Origin of the sequence: Streptomyces kronopolitis, assembly GCF_050953795.1 — a bacterium.
GTDB lineage: Bacteria > Actinomycetota > Actinomycetes > Streptomycetales > Streptomycetaceae > Streptomyces > Streptomyces kronopolitis_A.
On sequence record NZ_CP191850.1, the window covers coordinates 3,099,026 to 3,116,151 of the forward strand.

Below are 17,126 nucleotides of genomic sequence, written 5' to 3' on the forward strand. Positions count from 1 at the left end.
CACTGTTCGAGGGCATTCGACCGGAAGTACGGGGAAAAAGACAGATCTTGACTTGAGCACGACAGCGAAGTACGTTACTCGGTCCGCCAGTTGCGGCTATCGGACATCCCACGGCGGTACCCGGAGAGGCCACCGCACCCGGGCAGGGGCCGGGCGCATATGCCCGCCCGGATCTGCGCCCCCGCTCCCAACTGGCATGACGCCAGGGCCTCGACGCCCGAACGGCGGTTTCGTGCGCCCCCAGTGCTTCACCACCGTGGGTTAGGTCACGCTTACCCGGCGTTCCGCACGGGCAAGGAGGACCGTAGGCTCCTTCGATGGCGCGTGCTTGACCCATACCCCCCTGCCGACCCTCCGAGGACGGATTCCGCCATGCCTCGTCCGACCGCCGCACAGCTCGCCTACGGTTCGGCCACCGTCTTTCTCTCCACCCTCGCGATGCTGCTGCTGTCGCAGACGCAGACCGGGATCGGAGTCGCGGTCATCGCCATCGCCGGACTCGGGCTCGGGCTGCTGGTCGCGATGACGGTGCCGATGCCGGCGGTGCCGCGGGTGGTCCGCCGACGCGCCGGACGGGCCGAGTCGCCCGCCGCGCCCGCCTCTTCACCGGCCGCCCCGGCGCCCTCCGGACGGGTCCGGCCGGCGCACTCCCCCTCCCGTGGCCGCCGTTGGCCGGTCACCGAGCCGGCCGCGGCCTCCCGCGCCCGGATCGGCGAGCACTCAGGCTGACGCGGGCCGGGCCGGCTCCGTGGAGACCACCACGGTCTTCGCCGCCTTGTCGTGCAGACACTGGTGATACGGCTTGTCCCAGGTACACCACAAGACGTTGATCAGCCAGAAAATGAAACCGCAGCACGGCACGATCTCCGGCAGCGAATAGACCGCGGCCCGGGTCCAGCCCGCCTGCGGAGTGGGGATCGAGCCGTTCGCGAGCATCGCCACCCGGATCTTCATCGCCATCTTGCCGAGGGTCTGGCCGCGGCTGCTGAGCATCAGCCCCTCGTAGATCAGGTACGCCAGCATGGTGACGCCGGAGACCGTCCACTGCCGGCCGGCCTGGCCGCTGTCGGTGCTGAAGTAGTTCACCCCGCCGACGATCAGCGACATGATGATGCCGACCGGCACCCCGATGATGATCGCGTCGATGATGCGCGCGACGAGCCGGCGGCCGCGGTTGGCCAGCGGCGGCATCCCGGCCAGCGGATCGGCCGGCTGCCCGTACTGCCCGCCGTAGGGATCACCGGCATACGGGCCGCCGCCGTACGGACCACCGCCGTAGGGGCCGCCACCGGGCGGCGGAGTACCACCGGGGGGCGGCATGCCGCCCGGAGGAGGCGGGGGCTGCTGACCGCCCGGAGGGGGTGTGCCGCCCGGTGGTGGTGCGGCGCCCTCGCCGCCGCCCGACCCGTTGGCGTGATTGTTGCGCGGGGAGCCGTTCTCGCGGGAGGGGCCGTTGCCGGGAGCGCCGCCCGCCGGGGGCTCCTGCGGCTTCTTCAGGAACGGCTCGTTCTCCGGCGGCTCACCGGAGCCGGGCCCGGGCTGGTCGGTACTCATGGCCCGAGTCGACCGCTTGTCGCGGCCCGCCGCATCCGGCGAAGTCCGTTCGGGGGACGGCCGTCGGCCGCCCGGGCGGCGGGTGGCCCACCGCGCCGGACCGCTCAGCCGGCGGCGACGAAGGTCCGCGCCACCTTGTCGTGCCAGCACTGCCGCCACGGCCGGTCGAACAGGCACCAGGCGGCGTTCAGCACACCGACGGCCAGGACGCCGAGCACCCCGTAGACGAACCAGCGCTTGAGGGCCGCGCCGAGGGTCGGGGTGTCGTGGCTCTCGATGTCCAGGACCCGGACGCCGCACAGCTTCTTGCCCAGGGTGCGGCCCCACTTGAGGGTCGGCAGCGCCTCCAGGAGCGCGCCGCCGAGCAGCAGGACGGCCAGGATCGTGGCGAAGACCGGGATGGTCGTGCCGTCGATGAGATAGACCGTCACCTGGCGGCCGGACTGCCTGGCCGCCTCGACCTTGGCGGCGAGGTGGTCGGTGACGGTGCCCCACAGGGGAACGGCCACCGCGGCGGTGACCGCGCCCAGCACCAGGGTGTCGATCAGCCGGGCCACGAAGCGCCGGCCCAGGCCCGCCGGGTGGCCCTGCGCCGCCTGGAGGGCCTCGTAGAACGGGTCGGCGGCGGCCGGCGGCTTCCAGGGGATGACGCCGTCGGCCTCACCGGACTGCGCGGCGGGCCCGGACTGCGCGGCGCCGCCCTGCGCGGGGAAACCGGCCGAGGGTGCGGCCGCCTGCGGGGCCGGCGTCTGCTGCGCCGGGGTCTGCGGGGCGGGTGCCTGCGGTGCGGGTGTGCGGGAGGCCTGTTGCTGCGGGGGCTGTTGCCGCGCGGCCGGGCGCGGGGACTGCTGCGCCGCGCCGACGGACGGGAGTGCCTGCGGGGAGCCGTCGCCGGGTGCGGCGGCGGCCGTGCGGTCGCCGGGTGCGGTGCGGAACGTCATCGTCTCGTGGGCCCCGGCGGGCTCACCGGCGTCCGGCCGGACCGCTCGGATCGCGGTGGTGCCCTGGTCGCCGGAGCCCTTGCCGTGGCGGGCGGGGTGCACGGCGCGGATGGCGACCGTCCCGTCCGACGGGGCGTCGGGGGCGGTGGGCCCGGAGGCCTGCGCGGCCTGCGCCCCGGCCGCGTCGTCGCGCTGCGGCGGCACCCCACCCCACCCGGGTGCGCCCGACGGGGTGCCGGGCGGCGCCTGGTCCGGCGAGCCCCAGGAGACCCGCGGCTCGCTCTCGCCGGCGAACCCGCCCTGCCGGGAGGCGTCGGCCTGCCAGGAGGCACCCGCCTCGGGACCGGCACCGTGCAGCCGGGTGGTCTCGTCCCAGTTCACCCCGGGCCGGGCCGCGACCTCGCCGGCGCGGCGCACGACCGGCAGCGCGGAGCCCCGGTCCGCGTCCTCCTCGTCGAAGAAGACCGGGCCGGTCTCCTCGACGGAGGGTCCCCCCTGCGCGGGCGGCGCCGAGAGTCCGGAGGAGGACGGCGGGGCCGCGCCGGGCGGCGGGGCGGGCATGGCCTCGCCCTGGGCCGGGGCCGGCCGGCTGGTGCCCGGCACCCATGCGGCACCGTTCCAGTACCGGATGTAGCCGGGGATGGACGGGTCCGGGTAGAAGCCTGGCGTGGGGCTACCGCCGGCGGATCCTGAGGTAGGGGCGCTCATGTCCGAAGTCCCGTATCTGTACTCGGCCTGTGGGATGTAGGGGTGCAGTCTGCCGCAACGCGGCGTCCACATCTATCAGACCCCGGGTTGCCAAGGTGCCGATGCCCGCCGACGACCACCTGGAAGAGGCGCGGAAAAAAAGTTGTACGAAGTCGCGTAATGGTCCGGCTCCCCGCCGCTCTCCTAGGGCGCGGGCCTCGTTTCGGGCGTCCGCAGGAGCGAGGAAAGGCGGACGTCATGTACACCGTGGTGGAGCGAGAGCTGGAGTTGGGCCTGGTCCGGTCGTCGGAGCGGAGCGTTCCGGTGCCGGCCCGGCTGACGTACCGGACGGACGACCCCTATGCCGTCCATGTCACCTTCCACGTCGGCTCGGACGCGCCGGTCCGGTGGACCTTCGCCCGCGAACTGCTCGTCGAGGGCGTGTTCCGGCCGTGCGGGGACGGCGATGTGCGGGCCTGGCCGACCCGGGTGGACGGGCGCAGCCTGGTCTGTCTGGCGCTGGCCTCGCCGGACGGCGAGGCGCTGCTGGAGGCGCCGGCCGCGGCGGTCTCGGCCTGGCTGGAGCGCACCCTGCGGGTGGTGCCGCCGGGGTCCGAGCAGCAGCATCTGGGCCTGGACAAAGGGCTGAGCGAGCTGCTGGCGCTGGCGCCGGGGGACGAACTGCGGCCCGGCGGCGCCGCGTCGGAGGAGTCCCCGGACCCCGGGGCGTGACGGGCGGCGTACGGGGACGCCCGCGGCGGGGCACCGCGCCTCCCGGTGCCCCGCGGTCAGCCGCGGTAGGCCTCCAGCAGCCGCAGCCACACCTCGCTGATCGTCGGGAAGGAGGGCACCGCGTGCCACAGCCGCTCGACGGGGACCTCGGCGGCCACCGCGATCGTCGCGGAGTGCAGCAGCTCCGCGACGCCGGGGCCGACGAAGGTGGCGCCGAGCAGCACTTCACGGTCCAGGTCGACGACCATCCGGGCCCGGCCGCGGTAGCCCTCGCCGTAGAGGTAGGCGCCGGAGACGGCCGCCAGGTCCTGGTTGACCACCCGGGTGCGGTAGCCGGCGCGCTCCGCCTCGGCGGCGCTCAGCCCCACCGAGGCGGCTTCCGGGTCGCTGAAGACGACCTGGGGGACGGCGCGGAGATCCGCGGTGGCGGAGTGCGCGCCCCAGGGGTCGGACTCCAGGATCGGCACGCCCCGCGCCCGGGCGGAGATCGCGGCGCCGGCGATCCTGGCCTGGTACTTGCCCTGATGGGTCAGCAGGGCGCGGTGGTTGACGTCGCCGACGCCGTAGAGCCAGCCGCCGGTCACCCCCGTCACCCGCAGGGTCTCGTCGACGTCCAGCCAGGAGCCGGGCGACAGGCCGACCGTCTCCAGGCCGATGTCCTCGGTGCGCGGGGCCCGGCCGGTGGCGATCAGGAGCTCATCGGCGACGATCTCGTCGCCGGGGGCACCTCCCGGGCCGCCAGGCCCGGCGGGAGAGTTCAGCAGGACGGTGACCGGTCCGCCCGGGGCCTCCCGGCGCACCTCGCGCACCTCGACGCCGGTGCGCAGGAACACGCCCGCCTCGGCGAGCGACTCGGCGACGAGATGGCCGGCGAACGGCTCCATCCGGGGCAGCAGCCCGTCCCCGCGCACCAGCAGGGTCACCGAGGAGCCCAGGGCCCGCCAGGCGGTGGCCATTTCGACGCCCACCACGCCGCCGCCGACCACCACCAGCCGGCCCGGCACGCTCTTCGCACTCGTCGCCTCGCGGCTGGTCCAGGGCCGGGCCTCGGCGAGGCCGGGCACGGGGGGCAGCACCGCGCGACTGCCGGTGCACACCGCGACCGCGTGCCGGGCGGTGAGCACCCGGCCGCCGTCGACGACGACCCGGCGGGGCCCGGCCAGCCGGCCCGGGCCGCGGACCAGGTCGATGCCGGCCGAGTCCAGCCAGCGGACCTGCCCGTCGTCCTTCCAGTACGAGGCGACGGCGTCACGGTGGGCGAGCACGGCGGAGGCGTCCAGGGGGCGGTCGGCGGCCTCCTGGAAGCCGGGGACGCGGCGGGCCTCGGAACGGGCGGTGACCGGGCGCAGCAGGGCCTTGCTGGGCACGCAGGCCCAGTAGGAGCACTCGCCGCCGACCAGCTCGCTCTCCACGATCACCGCGCTCAGTCCGGCGGCGTGTGCCCGGTCGGCGACGTTCTCGCCGGTCGGCCCGGCCCCCAGCACGATGACGTCATACGCCTCATCAGCGGCGTTGGTCGCTTCGGTGGCTGCCATCGGCTCTCGCTTCCTGCGTGGGCATGCGGTGGCCCGGTGGGCCCGAGGAGTCCTTGAGCCCATCCTCTGCCCAACTGGCCGTCAGCGCATCCGGCGTTCGACCGGTTCCTTGGCCTCGACGAGGTCGGAGCCGGTCGCCTCGCGGTGCAGCTTGATGGCCTGGATCTTCTTTCCCTGCGCCAGCAGGGCGTCCAGCTCGGCCATCCTGGGGTCCTCCGGTTCGGCGAGCCCGGCGTGCGCGAGCAGCAGGTCCGTCTTGCGCTCCAGCCCCTGGAGGCGCCGGCTCAGCCGCTTGGCCTGGCGGTCGGCGGCCTGGGCATTGAGGTAGACGGCGATCAGCAGGGCGGCGGTGGCAAGGGTGAGCGCGTATTCCATGGCGGCACTTTACGAGGCGGCCGCACGTGCCATGAACACGGCAGTCGCCGCGGGTCCGTGCACGGTGCCGCGGACGGCCGGTGCGCCGTCGGTGAGGATCTCGCACTCGGCGTAGGCGCCGGGCCCGTCGAGGGTGAGGGTGAGCATCGGCATGGCGCCCACCCCGCGCGCCTGGACCACCTCGAACCAGGGCAACTCCGGCCGGGTCACCTGGTGTTCGCCGCCGGATTCCTCGGGCGGCTGGACGGCGTAGGTCAGGTCGTCGATTCCCCGGCCGCTCACCCGGAAGGTGACCATGCCCTCGCCCGGCAGGTGCGGATCGCTCATCGTCATGGGGGCAGTCAACCGCCCTTCCCGTGGCCTGTACATCCGGGCCCCGGCTCCGGCGGCATCCGCGGGTGCGCAGGTCAGAAGAGTTTGCCGGGGTTGAGGATGCCGAGCGGGTCGAAGACGTCCTTGATGCCGCGCTGCAACTCCATTCCCACCGGCCCCAGTTCGCGGGCCAGCCACTCCTTCTTCAGGACGCCGACGCCGTGCTCCCCGGTGATGGTGCCGCCCAGCCGCAGGCCGAGCGCCATGATGTCGTCGAAGGAGGCCCGGGCCCGGCGCGACTCGTCCGGGTCGGCGGCGTCGAAGCAGACCGTGGGGTGGGTGTTGCCGTCGCCGGCGTGCGCGCAGACGCCGATGGTCAGGCCGTACTCCTCGGCGATGGCGGCGGTGCCGTCGATCATCTCGGCGAGGCGGGAGCGCGGCACGCAGACGTCGTCGATCATGGTGGCGGACTTGACCCGCTCCAGCGCGGTCAGGGTCAGCCGGCGGGCCTGCAGCAGCAGATCGGACTCGGCGGCGGTCTCGGCGGGCACGACCTCGGTGGCGCCCGCGGCGGTGCACAGCGCGCCGACGGCGGCGAGGTCGGCGGCCGGATCCGGGGTGTCGAAGGCGGCCAGCAGCAGCGCCTCGGTGCTCTCCGGCAGGCCCATCTGCGCCATGTCGTTGACCGCGCGGATGCTCGTACGGTCCATCAGTTCCAGCAGCGAGGGGGCGTGGCCGCGGGCCATGATCTCGCAGACCGCCGCGCAGGCGGCCGCGGTGGAGGGGAACTCGGCGGCCAGCACGAGCTGCTCGGGCGGCGCGGGCTTGAGGGCGAGCACCGCGCGGACGACGACGCCCAGGCTCCCCTCGGAACCGACGAACAGCCGGGTGAGGTCGTAGCCCGCCACTCCCTTGGCGGTGCGGCGGCCGGTGGTCAGCAGCCGACCGTCGGCGAGGACGACGTCCAGGCCGAGGACGTACTCGGCGGTGACGCCGTACTTGACGCAGCACAGGCCGCCGGAGGCGGTGGCGATGTTGCCGCCGAGGGAGCACTCTTCCCAGCTGGAGGGGTCGGGCGGGTAGCACAGGCCGTGCGCGCCGACCGCGCGGGACAGCGCGGCGTTGACGACGCCGGGTTCGACGACCGCGATCCGGTCGACGGGGTTGATCTCCAGGATCCGGTCCATCTTGACCAGGGAGAGCACGATGCAGCCGTCGGAGGCGTTGGCGGCGCCGGACAGCCCCGTGCGCGCGCCCTGCGGGACGACCGGGACCCGCAGCGCGGTGGCCGTCCGCAGGACGTGCTGGACCTCCTCGACGGTGCGCGGCAGGACGACCACGGCGGGCTTGCCGGCCGCGCAGAAGCTCGCCATGTCCGTGGCGTAGGCGCCGGTGACATCGGGGTCGGTGAGGATCGCTTCACCCGGGAGTCCGGCGCGCAGCCGTGCGATGAGGTCCATGCCCTCAGCCTCGCATCCGTGGGCCGTACACGGAAGATCGTGCACGGCCCGCCGGCGGCCGGGCGTCAGAGGTTGCCGCGGCGCTCCTGCTCGCGCTCGATGGCCTCGAAGAGTGCCTTGAAATTGCCCTTGCCGAAGCCCATGGAGCCGTGCCGCTCGATCATCTCGAAGAACACGGTCGGCCGGTCCTGGACCGGCTTGGTGAAGATCTGCAGCAGATAGCCGTCCTCGTCGCGGTCGACCAGGATCTTCAGCTCGCGCAGCGTCTCCACCGGCACCCGGGTCTCGCCGGCCCACTCGCCGAGGGTGTCGTAGTAGGAGTCGGGGGTGTCGAGGAACTCCACGCCGGCGGCGCGCATCGCCCGGACGCTGGCGACGATGTCGTTGGTGGCCAGCGCGATGTGCTGGACGCCGGGGCCGCCGTAGAACTCCAGGTACTCGTCGATCTGCGACTTCTTCTTCGCGATCGCCGGCTCGTTGATCGGGAACTTCACCTTCAGGGTGCCGTCGGCGACGACCTTCGACATCAGCGCGCTGTATTCGGTGGCGATGTCGTCGCCCACGAACTCCTTCATGTTGGTGAAGCCCATGACGTCGTTGTAGAACGCCACCCACTCGTTCATCTTGCCGAGTTCGACGTTGCCCACGCAGTGGTCGATGGCCTGGAAGCGCCGCGGGCCGGTCTCCACCAGGGGCTCGGCGGCCACGAAGCCGGGCAGGTAGGGGCCCTGGTAGCCGGCGCGCTCGACGAGGGTGTGGCGGGTCTTGCCGTAGGTGGCGATGGCCGCCAGGACGACGGTGCCGTGCTCGTCCCGGACCTCGTGCGGCTTCTCCAGGCCGGTGGCGCCGTGCGCGACGGCGTGCTCGTAGGCGGCGCGGGCGTCCGGCACCTCGATGGCGAGGTCGATGACGCCGTCGCCGTGCGCCGCGACGTGGTCGGCGAGGAAGTGACCCCACTCGGTCGCGGGCCTGACGACGGAGGTGAACACGAACCGGGCGCCGCCGGATTCGAGCACGTAACTCGCGGTCTCGCGGCTGCCGTTCTCCGGGCCGCGGTAGGCGACGCGCTTCATGCCGAAGGCGGTGGAGTAGTAGTGCGCGGCCTGCTTGGCGTTCCCGACGGCGAAGACGACCGCGTCCATCCCCTTGACCGGGAAGGGGTCCGCCTGCCGGGCCGCACCGGCGGCGGTGGACGGGGTCTGGGCCTGGGCCTGCATCGTGGTGTCTGCCATGGCCGCAGAGTCTCGCCGATCCACAAGGTGCGCAATAGTTAGCGGAATCCCTGGGCATTCTGCATAGCGCAGCGCGCGATTTGGCGGACTATCTGTACATGATGACCATTGGAATCGAAGGAGCGGGCGATGGCGATCGATCATTTGGACGGGGAGCTGCTGGAACTGCTCGCCCGGGAGCCGCGGATCGGCGTACTGGAGGCGTCCCGGCGGCTGGGGGTGGCGCGCGGGACGGTCCAGGCCCGGCTCGACCGGCTTCAGTCGAATGGAGTGATCCGGGGCTTCGGACCGGAGGTGGACCCGGCGGCGATCGGCTATCCCGTGACCGCTTTCGCCACACTTGAGATCAAACAGGGCCAAGGTAATGACGTACGCGCCCACTTGACGACCGTTCCCGAGGTGCTGGAGCTGCATACAACGACGGGACACGGGGACATGCTCTGCAGGCTCGTCGCTCGGTCGAACGCCGATCTACAGCGGGTGATCGACCGTGTTGTGGGCTTTGATGGCATCGTGCGGGCTTCAACGGCAATCGTCATGGAAAATCCGGTTCCGTTGCGGATCATCCCGCTGGTGAAACAGGCATCGGGAGACTGAACCGAGGAGACCGAGTGAGCTTCTGGGAGTACGTCGGCACCCGGCACGCCCAGCTGCTGACGGATACGTATCAGCACGCCAGCGCGGTCTTCCAGTGCATGGTGCTCGCCACCTTGCTGGGGGTCTTCATCGGCGTGGTGACCTATCGCAGTGAATGGGCGGGCAACCTCGCCACCACGTCCACCGCCACCATCCTGACCATCCCGTCCCTGGCCCTGATCGGTCTGCTGATCCCGATCGTCGGCCTGGGCGTCCCGCCCACGGTGATCGCCCTGACCCTGTACGGGCTGCTGCCGGTGGTCCGCAACTGCATCGTCGGGCTGCGCGGGGTGGACCCGGCGCTCGTCGACGCGGCCCGGGGCATCGGGATGTCACGCACCGCCCGGCTCTTCCGCGTCGAACTGCCCCTGGCCTGGCCGCCCATCCTCACCGGCATCCGGGTCGCCACCCAGATGCTGATGGGCATCGCGGCCATCGCCGCCTTCGCCTCCGGCCCCGGCCTGGGCAACGAGATCTTCCGCGGGATCGCCTCGCTGGGCAGCGCCAACTCCCTCAACCAGGTGCTCTCCGGCACGCTCGGCATCGCCGTCCTCGCCCTGCTCTTCGACGCCGCGTACGTCCTGATCGGACGCCTGACCATCTCCAGGGGGATCCGTGCCTGAGACGCCCGAGACCACCAGCACGTCCGGAGCGAGCATCCGGCTGGAGAACCTGACGAAGCTCTATCCGGGGAACCCCACCCCCGCGGTGGACAACGTCAACATGGAGATCAAGGCCGGCGAGACCGTGATCCTCGTGGGCCCCTCCGGCTGCGGCAAGTCCACCACCCTGAAGATGATCAACCGGCTGATCGAGCCCAGCTCGGGACGGATCCGGATCGGGGGCGAGGACGTCACTGACATGGATCCGGTCAAGCTGCGCCGCACCATCGGCTACGCCATCCAGGCGTCCGGCCTCTTCCCGCACATGACGGTCGCCCAGAACATCGCGCTGGTGCCCAAGATGCTGGGCTGGCGCGCCGCCCGGGTCAAGGACCGGGTGGAGGAGATGCTCGACCTCGTCGGCCTGGATCCGGCCGAGTTCCACGGCCGCTACCCGCGCCAGCTCTCCGGCGGCCAGCAGCAGCGCGTCGGGGTGGCCCGCGCGCTCGCCGCCGACCCGCCCGTCCTGCTGATGGACGAGCCGTTCGGCGCGGTCGACCCGATCACCCGCGACCACCTCCAGGACGAGCTGATCCGGCTCCAGCACGAGCTGCACAAGACCATCTGCTTCGTCACCCACGACTTCGACGAGGCGATCAAGATCGGCGACCGGATCGCGGTGCTCCGCGAGCGCTCGCACATCGCCCAGTTCGACACCCCCGAGGCCATCCTCACCAACCCCTCCGACGACTTCGTCTCCGGCTTCGTGGGCGCCGGGGCGGCACTCAAGCGGCTGAATCTGACCCGCGTGCGGGACGTGGCCGTGGTCGACTTCCCCACCGCGAGCATCGACGACCCGCTGGAGTCCATCTTCGAGCGGCTGCGCTCGGGCCCCCACAACGAACTGCTGCTGCTGGATCACAACCGGCGCCCGTACAAGTGGCTGCGCCGCGGCGACCTCGCCCGTGCCAAGGGGTCGCTGGCCCGGGCCGGCACCCTGGTGGCCGACACGGTGACCCGGGACGCGACGCTGCGCGACGCCCTGGAGGCGGTGCTCACCGACAACGCGGGCCGGGTCGCGGTCACCGGGCGGCGCGGCGAGTACCTCGGCATGGTCGACATGGAAACGCTGATGAACAACGTCCAGGAGCTGCTGGAGGCGGACCGCCTCGAAGCCATCGAGCAGCAGCACCGGCTCCACGAGCAGCGGGCCCGGCAGACCCAGCTGGCCCAGGAGGGCCTGGACGACGCGAGCGGCACCGACGGCGGACGGGGGAGCAGGGCATGAGCCCCCGCGACGGGAGCGACCCCCGCGAGCCCGCGCGGCGGCATCCCAGCGATCACGAGGCGCTGGCCTTCCGCGACGGAGTGGAGATGGAGGAGCGGGAGCTGGCGGCCGGGGAGGCGCCCGCCCCGTCGCCGCCGTCCGGGGGCCGCCGGATCAGCTGGCAGAAGTGGACCTTCATGCCGGCCTTCCTGGTCCTCGCGCTGCTCGCCACCTGGCTGTGGTTCCGCGGCGCCCGGCTGGACTCCATCGCCCACCAGGCGGTGGACAACGGCAAGGTGTGGCTGGCGCTGCGCCAGCACATCCAGCTCACCGCGATCTCCACCTTCTTCGTACTGATCATCGCGATCCCGCTGGGCATCGCGCTGACCCGGTCCAAGCTGCGCCGGGCCACCCCGTTCGCGATGGCCCTCGCCAACCTCGGGCAGGCGGTACCGGCCCTGGGTCTGCTGATCCTGCTGGTCATCTGGCTGGGCATCGGCGCCCGTTCGGCGATCGTCGGCATGGTGATCTACGCCGTGCTGCCGGTCCTGGCCAACACCATCGCCGGGCTGCGCGGGATCGAACCGACGCTGACGGAGGCGGCCCGCGGCATCGGGATGTCCCCCACCGGGGTGCTGACCAAGGTCGAACTCCCGCTGGCAGTCCCGCTGATCCTGGCCGGCGTCCGCACCGCACTGGTGCTGAACGTCGGCACCGCGACCCTGGCCACCTTCGGCGGGGGCGGCGGGCTGGGCGACCTGATCTCGGCGGGCATCGTCACCCAGCGGATGCCCGTGCTGATCCTCGGCTCCGTCCTGACCGTGGCGCTCGCCCTGCTGGTCGAATGGCTGGCCTCGCTCGCCGAACTGCTCTTGCGCCCGCGCGGCCTGGAGGTGGGGGAATGAGAACGCCGCACAGCCACCCGGCGGTGCGCCGTGGCCACCCGGCCCCGCCGCGGCCGGGACGGCGCCGGGCCACCGCCCCGGCCGCCGCGCTGCTCGCCCTCGTCACCCTCGCCGTGCTCGGCGGATGCGGGCTGGTCAGCGGCAGCGCGATGTCCGACCAGGTGCTGCCGGGCCCGAAGGCCGGCTACCCGGGCCGTCCCCTCACCGGGGCGCATCTGACCGTGACCTCGAAGGAGTTCACCGAACAGATCGTCCTGGGCCAGATGATGGGGCTGGTCTTCGAGGCCGCCGGCGCCCTGGTCATCGACAAGACCAGCATCCAGGGGTCGATCGGCGCACGGGAGGCCGTCAAGTCCGGCACCGCGGACGCCGCGTACGAGTACACCGGCACCGGCTGGATCACCTACCTCGGCCACACCAAGCCGATCGTCAACCCCCAGCAGCAGTGGAAGGCCGTCCGCGACGAGGACCGCAAGAACGGCATCGTCTGGCTGCCGGCGTCGACCCTGAACAACACCTACGCGCTGGCGCTGAACACCGCCAACCAGAAGAAGCTCGGCGTGCACAACCTCTCGGAGGTCGCCGCGCTGTCCCACAAGAACCCCGGGGCCGTGACGATGTGCGTGGAGAACGAGTTCGCCACCCGCAACGACGGGCTGCCGGGCATGGCCCGCGCGTACGGCATGCAGGTGCCCTCCGCCAACATCCGCAAGATGACCGGCGGCGTCGTCTACACCGAGACCGAGAAGGGCACCTGCGCGTTCGGCGAGGTGTTCACCACCGACGGCCGGATCAAGGCCATGCACCTGCACGTCCTCGCCGACGACAAGCACTTCTTCCCCAACTACAACGTGGCCCCCGAGATCAACGCCAAGGCCCTGAAGAAGTACCCGGCCATGGCCGAGGTCCTGGCCCCGGTCACCAAGGCCCTCAACAACAGCGTCGCCCAGGAGCTGAACCGCAAGGTCGACGTGAACGGCGAGGACCCGCACGAGGTCGCGAAGAACTGGCTGATCCAGGAGGGGTTCATCAAGGAGGGCTGAGCGGCGGCCGGGCCCCGGGGCGGGGCGCGCACGGCTCGGCGATCCGGTGTCCCCGTCGCGGGAGCGGCTCAGCGGCCGCAGCTGGGGACCGTGCCGCCGGTCTGCAGGGCCTTCAGGGCCTTGACCGCCCCGTCGAGCGTGGTGACCGGGATCAGCCGCATCCCCTTCGGCAGCTCCGCCCGGGCGTCCGCGCACTCCTTGCGCGGGACGAGGAAGACCGAGGCGCCGTCGCGGTGGGCGGCCTGGGTCTTCAGCGGGACCCCGCCCACCGCGCCCACCGCGCCGCCGGCGGTGATCGTGCCGGTGCCGGCGATGGTGCGCCCGCCGGTGAGGTCCTTGCCCGCGCCGTCGCCGTTCAGCTTGTCGACGATGCCGAGCGCGAACATCAGCCCGGCGCTCGGCCCGCCGACGTCCGCGAGGCTCAGCTTGACCTTGATGTCCTTCGCCGACCTGCCCAGCTCCCCGAGCGCCGCGCTGGTGGCGCTGTTCTGGGACTCCTGCATCTGCTGGGCGTTGTGCTCGGCGATCTCCTCGGTGTTGTTGCCCACCGGGTAGACGGCCTCGCGCGGCATCACGGCCTCGTCCGTACGGAACCAGCCCTTGATCATGTCCGGCAGATGGACGGAGGCGTCCGGGCCGGTGGCCACGATGGAGGTCATCCGCAGCTGCCCGCCCGTCTTGCGGGTGGCGGCGCCGGTGATGGTGATCACCGGTTTGCCCTTGTCGTCACCGAGCACATTGGCCGTCATGCCCGGGTAGGCGATGGAGTACGGCAACGGCGCGAGGGCCGCGGTGACGAGGAGGGCGAGAACGACGGCGGCGCAGACCGCCAGAGCCCGGACACGTGAAGACACCCCGCCACCCTAATTGACACCCGCCTCACCTGGACGTTAAGGCGCTGCGGCCTCACCACACGGCCACGCCGCCTTCACACCCCGCAGTCACCGCGGCCGGGAGACGGCCCCGGGCCGCCCGCCGGTACGCCGGCCCCGCCGCCTCAGCGCAGCGCCTCGGAGACCTCCCGGGCCGCGTCGACCACCCGCGGGCCGATCCGCTCGGAGACCGTGTCGGCGAGCATCACCACGCCCACGCTCCCCTCGATGCCGCTCACCCCCAGCAGCGGGGCCGCGGCGCCGCTCGCACCGGCCTCCAACTCCCCGTGTGTCAGGGCGAGTCCGGCGTCGTGGGTGCGTCCCTGCCGGGCCTTGAGGATCGCCCGGCCGGCGGCCCCCCGGTCGAGCGGATGACGGAAACCGGCCCGGTAGGCCACGTGGTAGTCGGTCCAGGTCGGCTCCACCACGGCGACGGCCAGCGCCTCCGTACCGTCGACCAGGGTCAGATGCGCGGTGGCCCCCACGTCCTCGGCAAGCGCGCGCAGCGCGGGAAGGGCGGCCTCCCTGACCAGTGGATGCACCTGGCGGCCCAGGCGCAGCACGCCCAGCCCGACCCGGGCCCGGCCGCCGATGTCACGGCGCACCAGGGCGTGCTGCTCCAGCGTGGCCAGCAGGCGGTAGACCACGGTGCGGTTCACGCCGAGCTTGTGGGACAGCTCGGTGACGGTCAGCCCGTGGTCGGTGTCGGCGAGAAGTTTGAGGACGCGCAGCCCTCGGTCGAGTGTCTGGGAGGTCTCTGCGGTCACGACGCCCCCTCCTGGGTGAGTGGCGGCGCTCCGGCGCGACGCGCTGCGAGTTCCGAGCAGCGCGCACCGGAGGCCGCCGGCCGCATGGCACCGGCTGCGCTCCGCGGCGGCGCTGCCACGGGGCGTGTAGGTGAGCGGGACAGTAGCGAGCCGGTCCGATGAGCGGAAGAGTCCGTCCAGAATCCGGTCCCACCTGCCTGGAAAATCCCGATACGTCCTGCCAGAGTGCCCGTTCGTGTTTCAGTGAGCGCCACGACGTGCTACAGGCGGCGCGAAAACGGCGTGGGCCGGCGCGCCGCCATCGCGGCGCACCGGCCCACGGGCCGCGGGCGCACTCAGCGCATCCGCGTGGCCCACTCCCGTACCTTCTTGATCCGCTCGTTCAGCTGCCCGGCGGTGGCCTCCGCGCTCGGCGGCCCGCCGCACACCCGGCGCAGCTCGGTGTGGATCACGCCGTGCGGCTTCCCGCTCTGGTGCACATAGGCGCCGACCAGCGTGTTCAGCTGCTTCCGCAGCTCCAGCAGCTCCTTGTGCGTGACCACCGGCCGCCGCTCGGCCGGCAGCTCCAGCAGGTCGGCCTCCTCGTCGGGCCGCTTCTTGCTGTGCGCGATCTGCCGGGCCTGCCGCTTTTGCAGCAGCATCTGCACCTGGTCGGGCTCCAGCAGCCCGGGGATGCCGAGGTAGTCCTGCTCCTCCTCGCTGCCGGCGTGGGCCTGCATCCCGAACTCGGCGCCGTCGTAGAGCACCCGGTCGAAGACCGCCTCCGACTCCAGCGCCTCGAACGAGAACTGTTCCTGCTCACCGGTGTCCTCGTCCTGCTCCTTGTTCGCCTCGTCCATCTCCTTCTCGGACTCGGCGTAGGGGTCCTCCTCCCCGTCCTTCTTCGGCTTGTCGAGGACGTGGTCGCGCTCGACCTCCATCTCGTTGGCGAAGCCGAGCAGCATCGGGACGGTGGGCAGGAAGACCGAGGCGGTCTCGCCGCGTTTGCGGGAGCGCACGAAGCGGCCGACGGCCTGGGCGAAGAACAGCGGGGTCGAGATGGTGGTGGCGTACACCCCGACCGCCAGCCGCGGCACGTCGACGCCCTCGGACACCATCCGGACCGCGACCATCCAGCGGTCGTGCGAGTGCGCGAAGTCGTCGATGCGCTGGGAGGCGCCGGAATCGTCGGACAGCACCAGGGTGGCGCCCTCGCCGGTGATCTCCCGGATCAGCTTGGCGTAGGCCCGCGCCTGCTCCTGGTCGGAGGCGATCACCAGCGCCCCGGCGTCCGGGATGGACTTGCGGACCTCGCTCAGCCGGTGGTCCGCGGCGCGCAGCACATTGGGCATCCACTCGCCGCGCGGGTCCAGCGCGGTGCGCCAGGCCTGCGAGACCGCGTCCTTGGTCATCGGCTCGCCGAGCCGGGCCGCGATCTCGTCGCCCGCCTTCGTCCGCCAGCGCATGTTGCCGCTGTAGGAGAGGAAGATGACCGGCCGGACGACGCCGTCGCCGAGCGCGTTGCCGTAGCCGTAGGTGTAGTCGGCGGAGGAGCGCCGGATGCCGTCGTTGCCCTCCTCGTACGTCACGAACGGAATCGGGTTGGTGTCGGACCGGAAGGGCGTACCGGTCAGCGTCAGCCGCCGGGTGGCGGGCTCGAACGCCTCCAGGCACGCCTCGCCCCAGGACTTCGAGTCGCCGGCGTGGTGGATCTCGTCGAGGATCACCAGCGTCTTGCGCTGCTCGATGCGGTTGCGGTGCAGCATCGGCCGCACGCCCACACCGGCGTAGGTGATCGCGACGCCGTGGTAGTCGCGGCCCAGCGGCCCCGCGCTGTACTCGGGGTCGAGCTTGATCCCTATCCGGGCCGCCGCCTCCGCCCACTGCTTCTTCAGGTGCTCGGTCGGCGCGACGACCGTCACCTGCTGCACGACGTGGTGGTGCAGCAGCCACGACGCGAGCGTGAGCGCGAACGTCGTCTTGCCGGCTCCCGGCGTCGCGACGGCGAGGAAGTCTCTCGGCTGCGACTGGAGGTAGCGGTCCATGGCCGCCTGCTGCCAGGCGCGCAGCTTGTTCGCGGTACCCCAAGGGGCCCGTCCCGGAAAGGCCGGGGACAGGTGATGGTTATTGGTGGCGCTGGTGGTGGTAGTCACGGTCTCCGTCGGCTGAGGTCGGCGATCGGCAACCGCGTCAGCCTACCGGTGCCCCGGTTCACGCTCCGGGGGTA

Annotated in this window: 17 protein-coding genes; 7 read left to right on the plus strand and 10 right to left on the minus strand. The window is 72.3% G+C overall.

Features of this window, described 5'->3' with window-relative positions; all coding sequences use genetic code 11:
- Nucleotides 1-372: 372 nt before the first annotated feature.
- Nucleotides 373-729: a hypothetical protein gene (locus ACQP17_RS13495; protein ID WP_433856499.1), complete on the plus strand. Its 357-nt coding sequence runs from the start codon at nucleotides 373-375 to the stop codon at nucleotides 727-729.
- Here the strand turns inward: ACQP17_RS13495 and ACQP17_RS13500 are convergent.
- Together ACQP17_RS13500 and ACQP17_RS13505 are read right to left on the minus strand one after the other, a co-directional pair.
- A complete protein-coding gene (locus ACQP17_RS13500) occupies nucleotides 721-1,554 on the minus strand; it encodes an RDD family protein (protein WP_433856500.1) in 834 nt (277 codons plus the stop codon). The genes ACQP17_RS13495 and ACQP17_RS13500 overlap by 9 nt on opposite strands.
- 104 nt (nucleotides 1,555-1,658) lie before the next feature.
- Complete coding sequence (locus ACQP17_RS13505) at nucleotides 1,659-3,203, minus strand: RDD family protein (RefSeq protein ID WP_433856501.1); 1,545 nt, start codon at nucleotides 3,201-3,203, stop codon at nucleotides 1,659-1,661.
- A gap of 237 nt (nucleotides 3,204-3,440) precedes the next feature.
- On the opposite strand from ACQP17_RS13505, the gene ACQP17_RS13510 reads away from it, so the two are divergent.
- Nucleotides 3,441-3,914, plus strand: a complete 474-nt coding sequence (locus ACQP17_RS13510) for an SsgA family sporulation/cell division regulator (protein WP_364880766.1) — start codon at nucleotides 3,441-3,443, stop codon at nucleotides 3,912-3,914.
- 56 nt (nucleotides 3,915-3,970) lie between these two features.
- On the opposite strand, the gene ACQP17_RS13515 is transcribed toward ACQP17_RS13510, so the two are convergent.
- From ACQP17_RS13515 to hppD, 5 genes are all read right to left on the minus strand, one after another.
- Nucleotides 3,971-5,449: a dihydrolipoyl dehydrogenase family protein gene (locus ACQP17_RS13515; RefSeq protein WP_433856502.1), complete on the minus strand. Its 1,479-nt coding sequence runs from the start codon at nucleotides 5,447-5,449 to the stop codon at nucleotides 3,971-3,973.
- Nucleotides 5,450-5,530: 81 nt separating this feature from the next.
- Entirely contained in the window at nucleotides 5,531-5,824 is a 294-nt protein-coding gene (locus ACQP17_RS13520) for a hypothetical protein (RefSeq protein WP_433856503.1), read from the minus strand.
- A gap of 9 nt (nucleotides 5,825-5,833) precedes the next feature.
- Nucleotides 5,834-6,157 carry a hypothetical protein gene (locus tag ACQP17_RS13525; protein ID WP_433856504.1) on the minus strand — a complete coding sequence of 108 codons (324 nt, stop codon included), beginning with the start codon at nucleotides 6,155-6,157 and terminating at the stop codon, nucleotides 5,834-5,836.
- Nucleotides 6,158-6,231: 74 nt separating this feature from the next.
- Nucleotides 6,232-7,596, minus strand: a complete 1,365-nt coding sequence (locus ACQP17_RS13530; RefSeq protein WP_433856505.1) for an FAD-binding oxidoreductase — start codon at nucleotides 7,594-7,596, stop codon at nucleotides 6,232-6,234.
- 65 nt (nucleotides 7,597-7,661) lie between these two features.
- Nucleotides 7,662-8,828 carry a 4-hydroxyphenylpyruvate dioxygenase gene (hppD, locus tag ACQP17_RS13535; RefSeq protein WP_433856506.1) on the minus strand — a complete coding sequence of 389 codons (1,167 nt, stop codon included), beginning with the start codon at nucleotides 8,826-8,828 and terminating at the stop codon, nucleotides 7,662-7,664.
- Between the two features lie 129 nt (nucleotides 8,829-8,957).
- Here hppD and ACQP17_RS13540 point away from each other — a divergent pair, with 129 nt between their 5' ends.
- From ACQP17_RS13540 to ACQP17_RS13560, 5 genes are read left to right on the plus strand one after another with little or no spacing between them, the layout of a single operon-like run.
- Nucleotides 8,958-9,425 carry an Lrp/AsnC family transcriptional regulator gene (locus ACQP17_RS13540; protein WP_364880775.1) on the plus strand — a complete coding sequence of 156 codons (468 nt, stop codon included), beginning with the start codon at nucleotides 8,958-8,960 and terminating at the stop codon, nucleotides 9,423-9,425.
- Between the two features lie 14 nt (nucleotides 9,426-9,439).
- Nucleotides 9,440-10,087 (plus strand): ABC transporter permease, encoded by a 648-nt coding sequence (locus ACQP17_RS13545; RefSeq protein WP_364880776.1) that lies wholly within the window; start codon nucleotides 9,440-9,442, stop codon nucleotides 10,085-10,087.
- Nucleotides 10,080-11,354: a betaine/proline/choline family ABC transporter ATP-binding protein gene (locus ACQP17_RS13550; RefSeq protein ID WP_433856507.1), complete on the plus strand. Its 1,275-nt coding sequence runs from the start codon at nucleotides 10,080-10,082 to the stop codon at nucleotides 11,352-11,354. The genes ACQP17_RS13545 and ACQP17_RS13550 overlap by 8 nt, the downstream gene beginning before the upstream one ends.
- Nucleotides 11,351-12,238: an ABC transporter permease gene (locus ACQP17_RS13555; protein WP_433856508.1), complete on the plus strand. Its 888-nt coding sequence runs from the start codon at nucleotides 11,351-11,353 to the stop codon at nucleotides 12,236-12,238. The genes ACQP17_RS13550 and ACQP17_RS13555 overlap by 4 nt, the downstream gene beginning before the upstream one ends.
- Entirely contained in the window at nucleotides 12,235-13,281 is a 1,047-nt protein-coding gene (locus tag ACQP17_RS13560; protein ID WP_433856509.1) for a glycine betaine ABC transporter substrate-binding protein, read from the plus strand. The genes ACQP17_RS13555 and ACQP17_RS13560 overlap by 4 nt, the downstream gene beginning before the upstream one ends.
- A 68-nt stretch (nucleotides 13,282-13,349) precedes the next feature.
- Here the strand turns inward: ACQP17_RS13560 and ACQP17_RS13565 are convergent, their stop codons facing one another.
- The 3 genes from ACQP17_RS13565 to ACQP17_RS13575 form a co-directional block, all read right to left on the minus strand.
- Entirely contained in the window at nucleotides 13,350-14,135 is a 786-nt protein-coding gene (locus ACQP17_RS13565) for a S16 family serine protease (protein ID WP_433856510.1), read from the minus strand.
- Nucleotides 14,136-14,278: 143 nt separating this feature from the next.
- On the minus strand, nucleotides 14,279-14,920 hold the full coding sequence (locus tag ACQP17_RS13570) for an IclR family transcriptional regulator (RefSeq protein ID WP_364880783.1): 642 nt from the start codon (nucleotides 14,918-14,920) through the stop codon (nucleotides 14,279-14,281).
- Nucleotides 14,921-15,255: 335 nt separating this feature from the next.
- Nucleotides 15,256-17,052, minus strand: coding sequence for a DEAD/DEAH box helicase (locus ACQP17_RS13575; RefSeq protein ID WP_433856511.1), 1,797 nt, complete (start codon nucleotides 17,050-17,052; stop codon nucleotides 15,256-15,258).
- Nucleotides 17,053-17,126 lie beyond the last annotated feature (74 nt).

Excerpts from the sequence above, each read along its gene's own strand:
- ACQP17_RS13520 (WP_433856503.1), bottom strand. The coding sequence starts at position 5,824 with ATGGAATACGCGCTCACCCTTGCCACCGCCGCCCTGCTGATCGCCGTC.
- ACQP17_RS13515 (WP_433856502.1), bottom strand. The coding sequence starts at position 5,449 with ATGGCAGCCACCGAAGCGACCAACGCCGCTGATGAGGCGTATGACGTC.
- ACQP17_RS13530 (WP_433856505.1), bottom strand. The coding sequence starts at position 7,596 with ATGGACCTCATCGCACGGCTGCGCGCCGGACTCCCGGGTGAAGCGATC.
- ACQP17_RS13540 (WP_364880775.1), top strand. The coding sequence starts at position 8,958 with ATGGCGATCGATCATTTGGACGGGGAGCTGCTGGAACTGCTCGCCCGG.
- ACQP17_RS13525 (WP_433856504.1), bottom strand. The coding sequence starts at position 6,157 with ATGACGATGAGCGATCCGCACCTGCCGGGCGAGGGCATGGTCACCTTC.
- ACQP17_RS13495 (WP_433856499.1), top strand. The coding sequence starts at position 373 with ATGCCTCGTCCGACCGCCGCACAGCTCGCCTACGGTTCGGCCACCGTC.
- ACQP17_RS13500 (WP_433856500.1), bottom strand. The coding sequence starts at position 1,554 with ATGAGTACCGACCAGCCCGGGCCCGGCTCCGGTGAGCCGCCGGAGAAC.
- ACQP17_RS13510 (WP_364880766.1), top strand. The coding sequence starts at position 3,441 with ATGTACACCGTGGTGGAGCGAGAGCTGGAGTTGGGCCTGGTCCGGTCG.
- ACQP17_RS13505 (WP_433856501.1), bottom strand. The coding sequence starts at position 3,203 with ATGAGCGCCCCTACCTCAGGATCCGCCGGCGGTAGCCCCACGCCAGGC.
- ACQP17_RS13560 (WP_433856509.1), top strand. The coding sequence starts at position 12,235 with ATGAGAACGCCGCACAGCCACCCGGCGGTGCGCCGTGGCCACCCGGCC.
- ACQP17_RS13555 (WP_433856508.1), top strand. The coding sequence starts at position 11,351 with ATGAGCCCCCGCGACGGGAGCGACCCCCGCGAGCCCGCGCGGCGGCAT.
- hppD (WP_433856506.1), bottom strand. The coding sequence starts at position 8,828 with ATGGCAGACACCACGATGCAGGCCCAGGCCCAGACCCCGTCCACCGCC.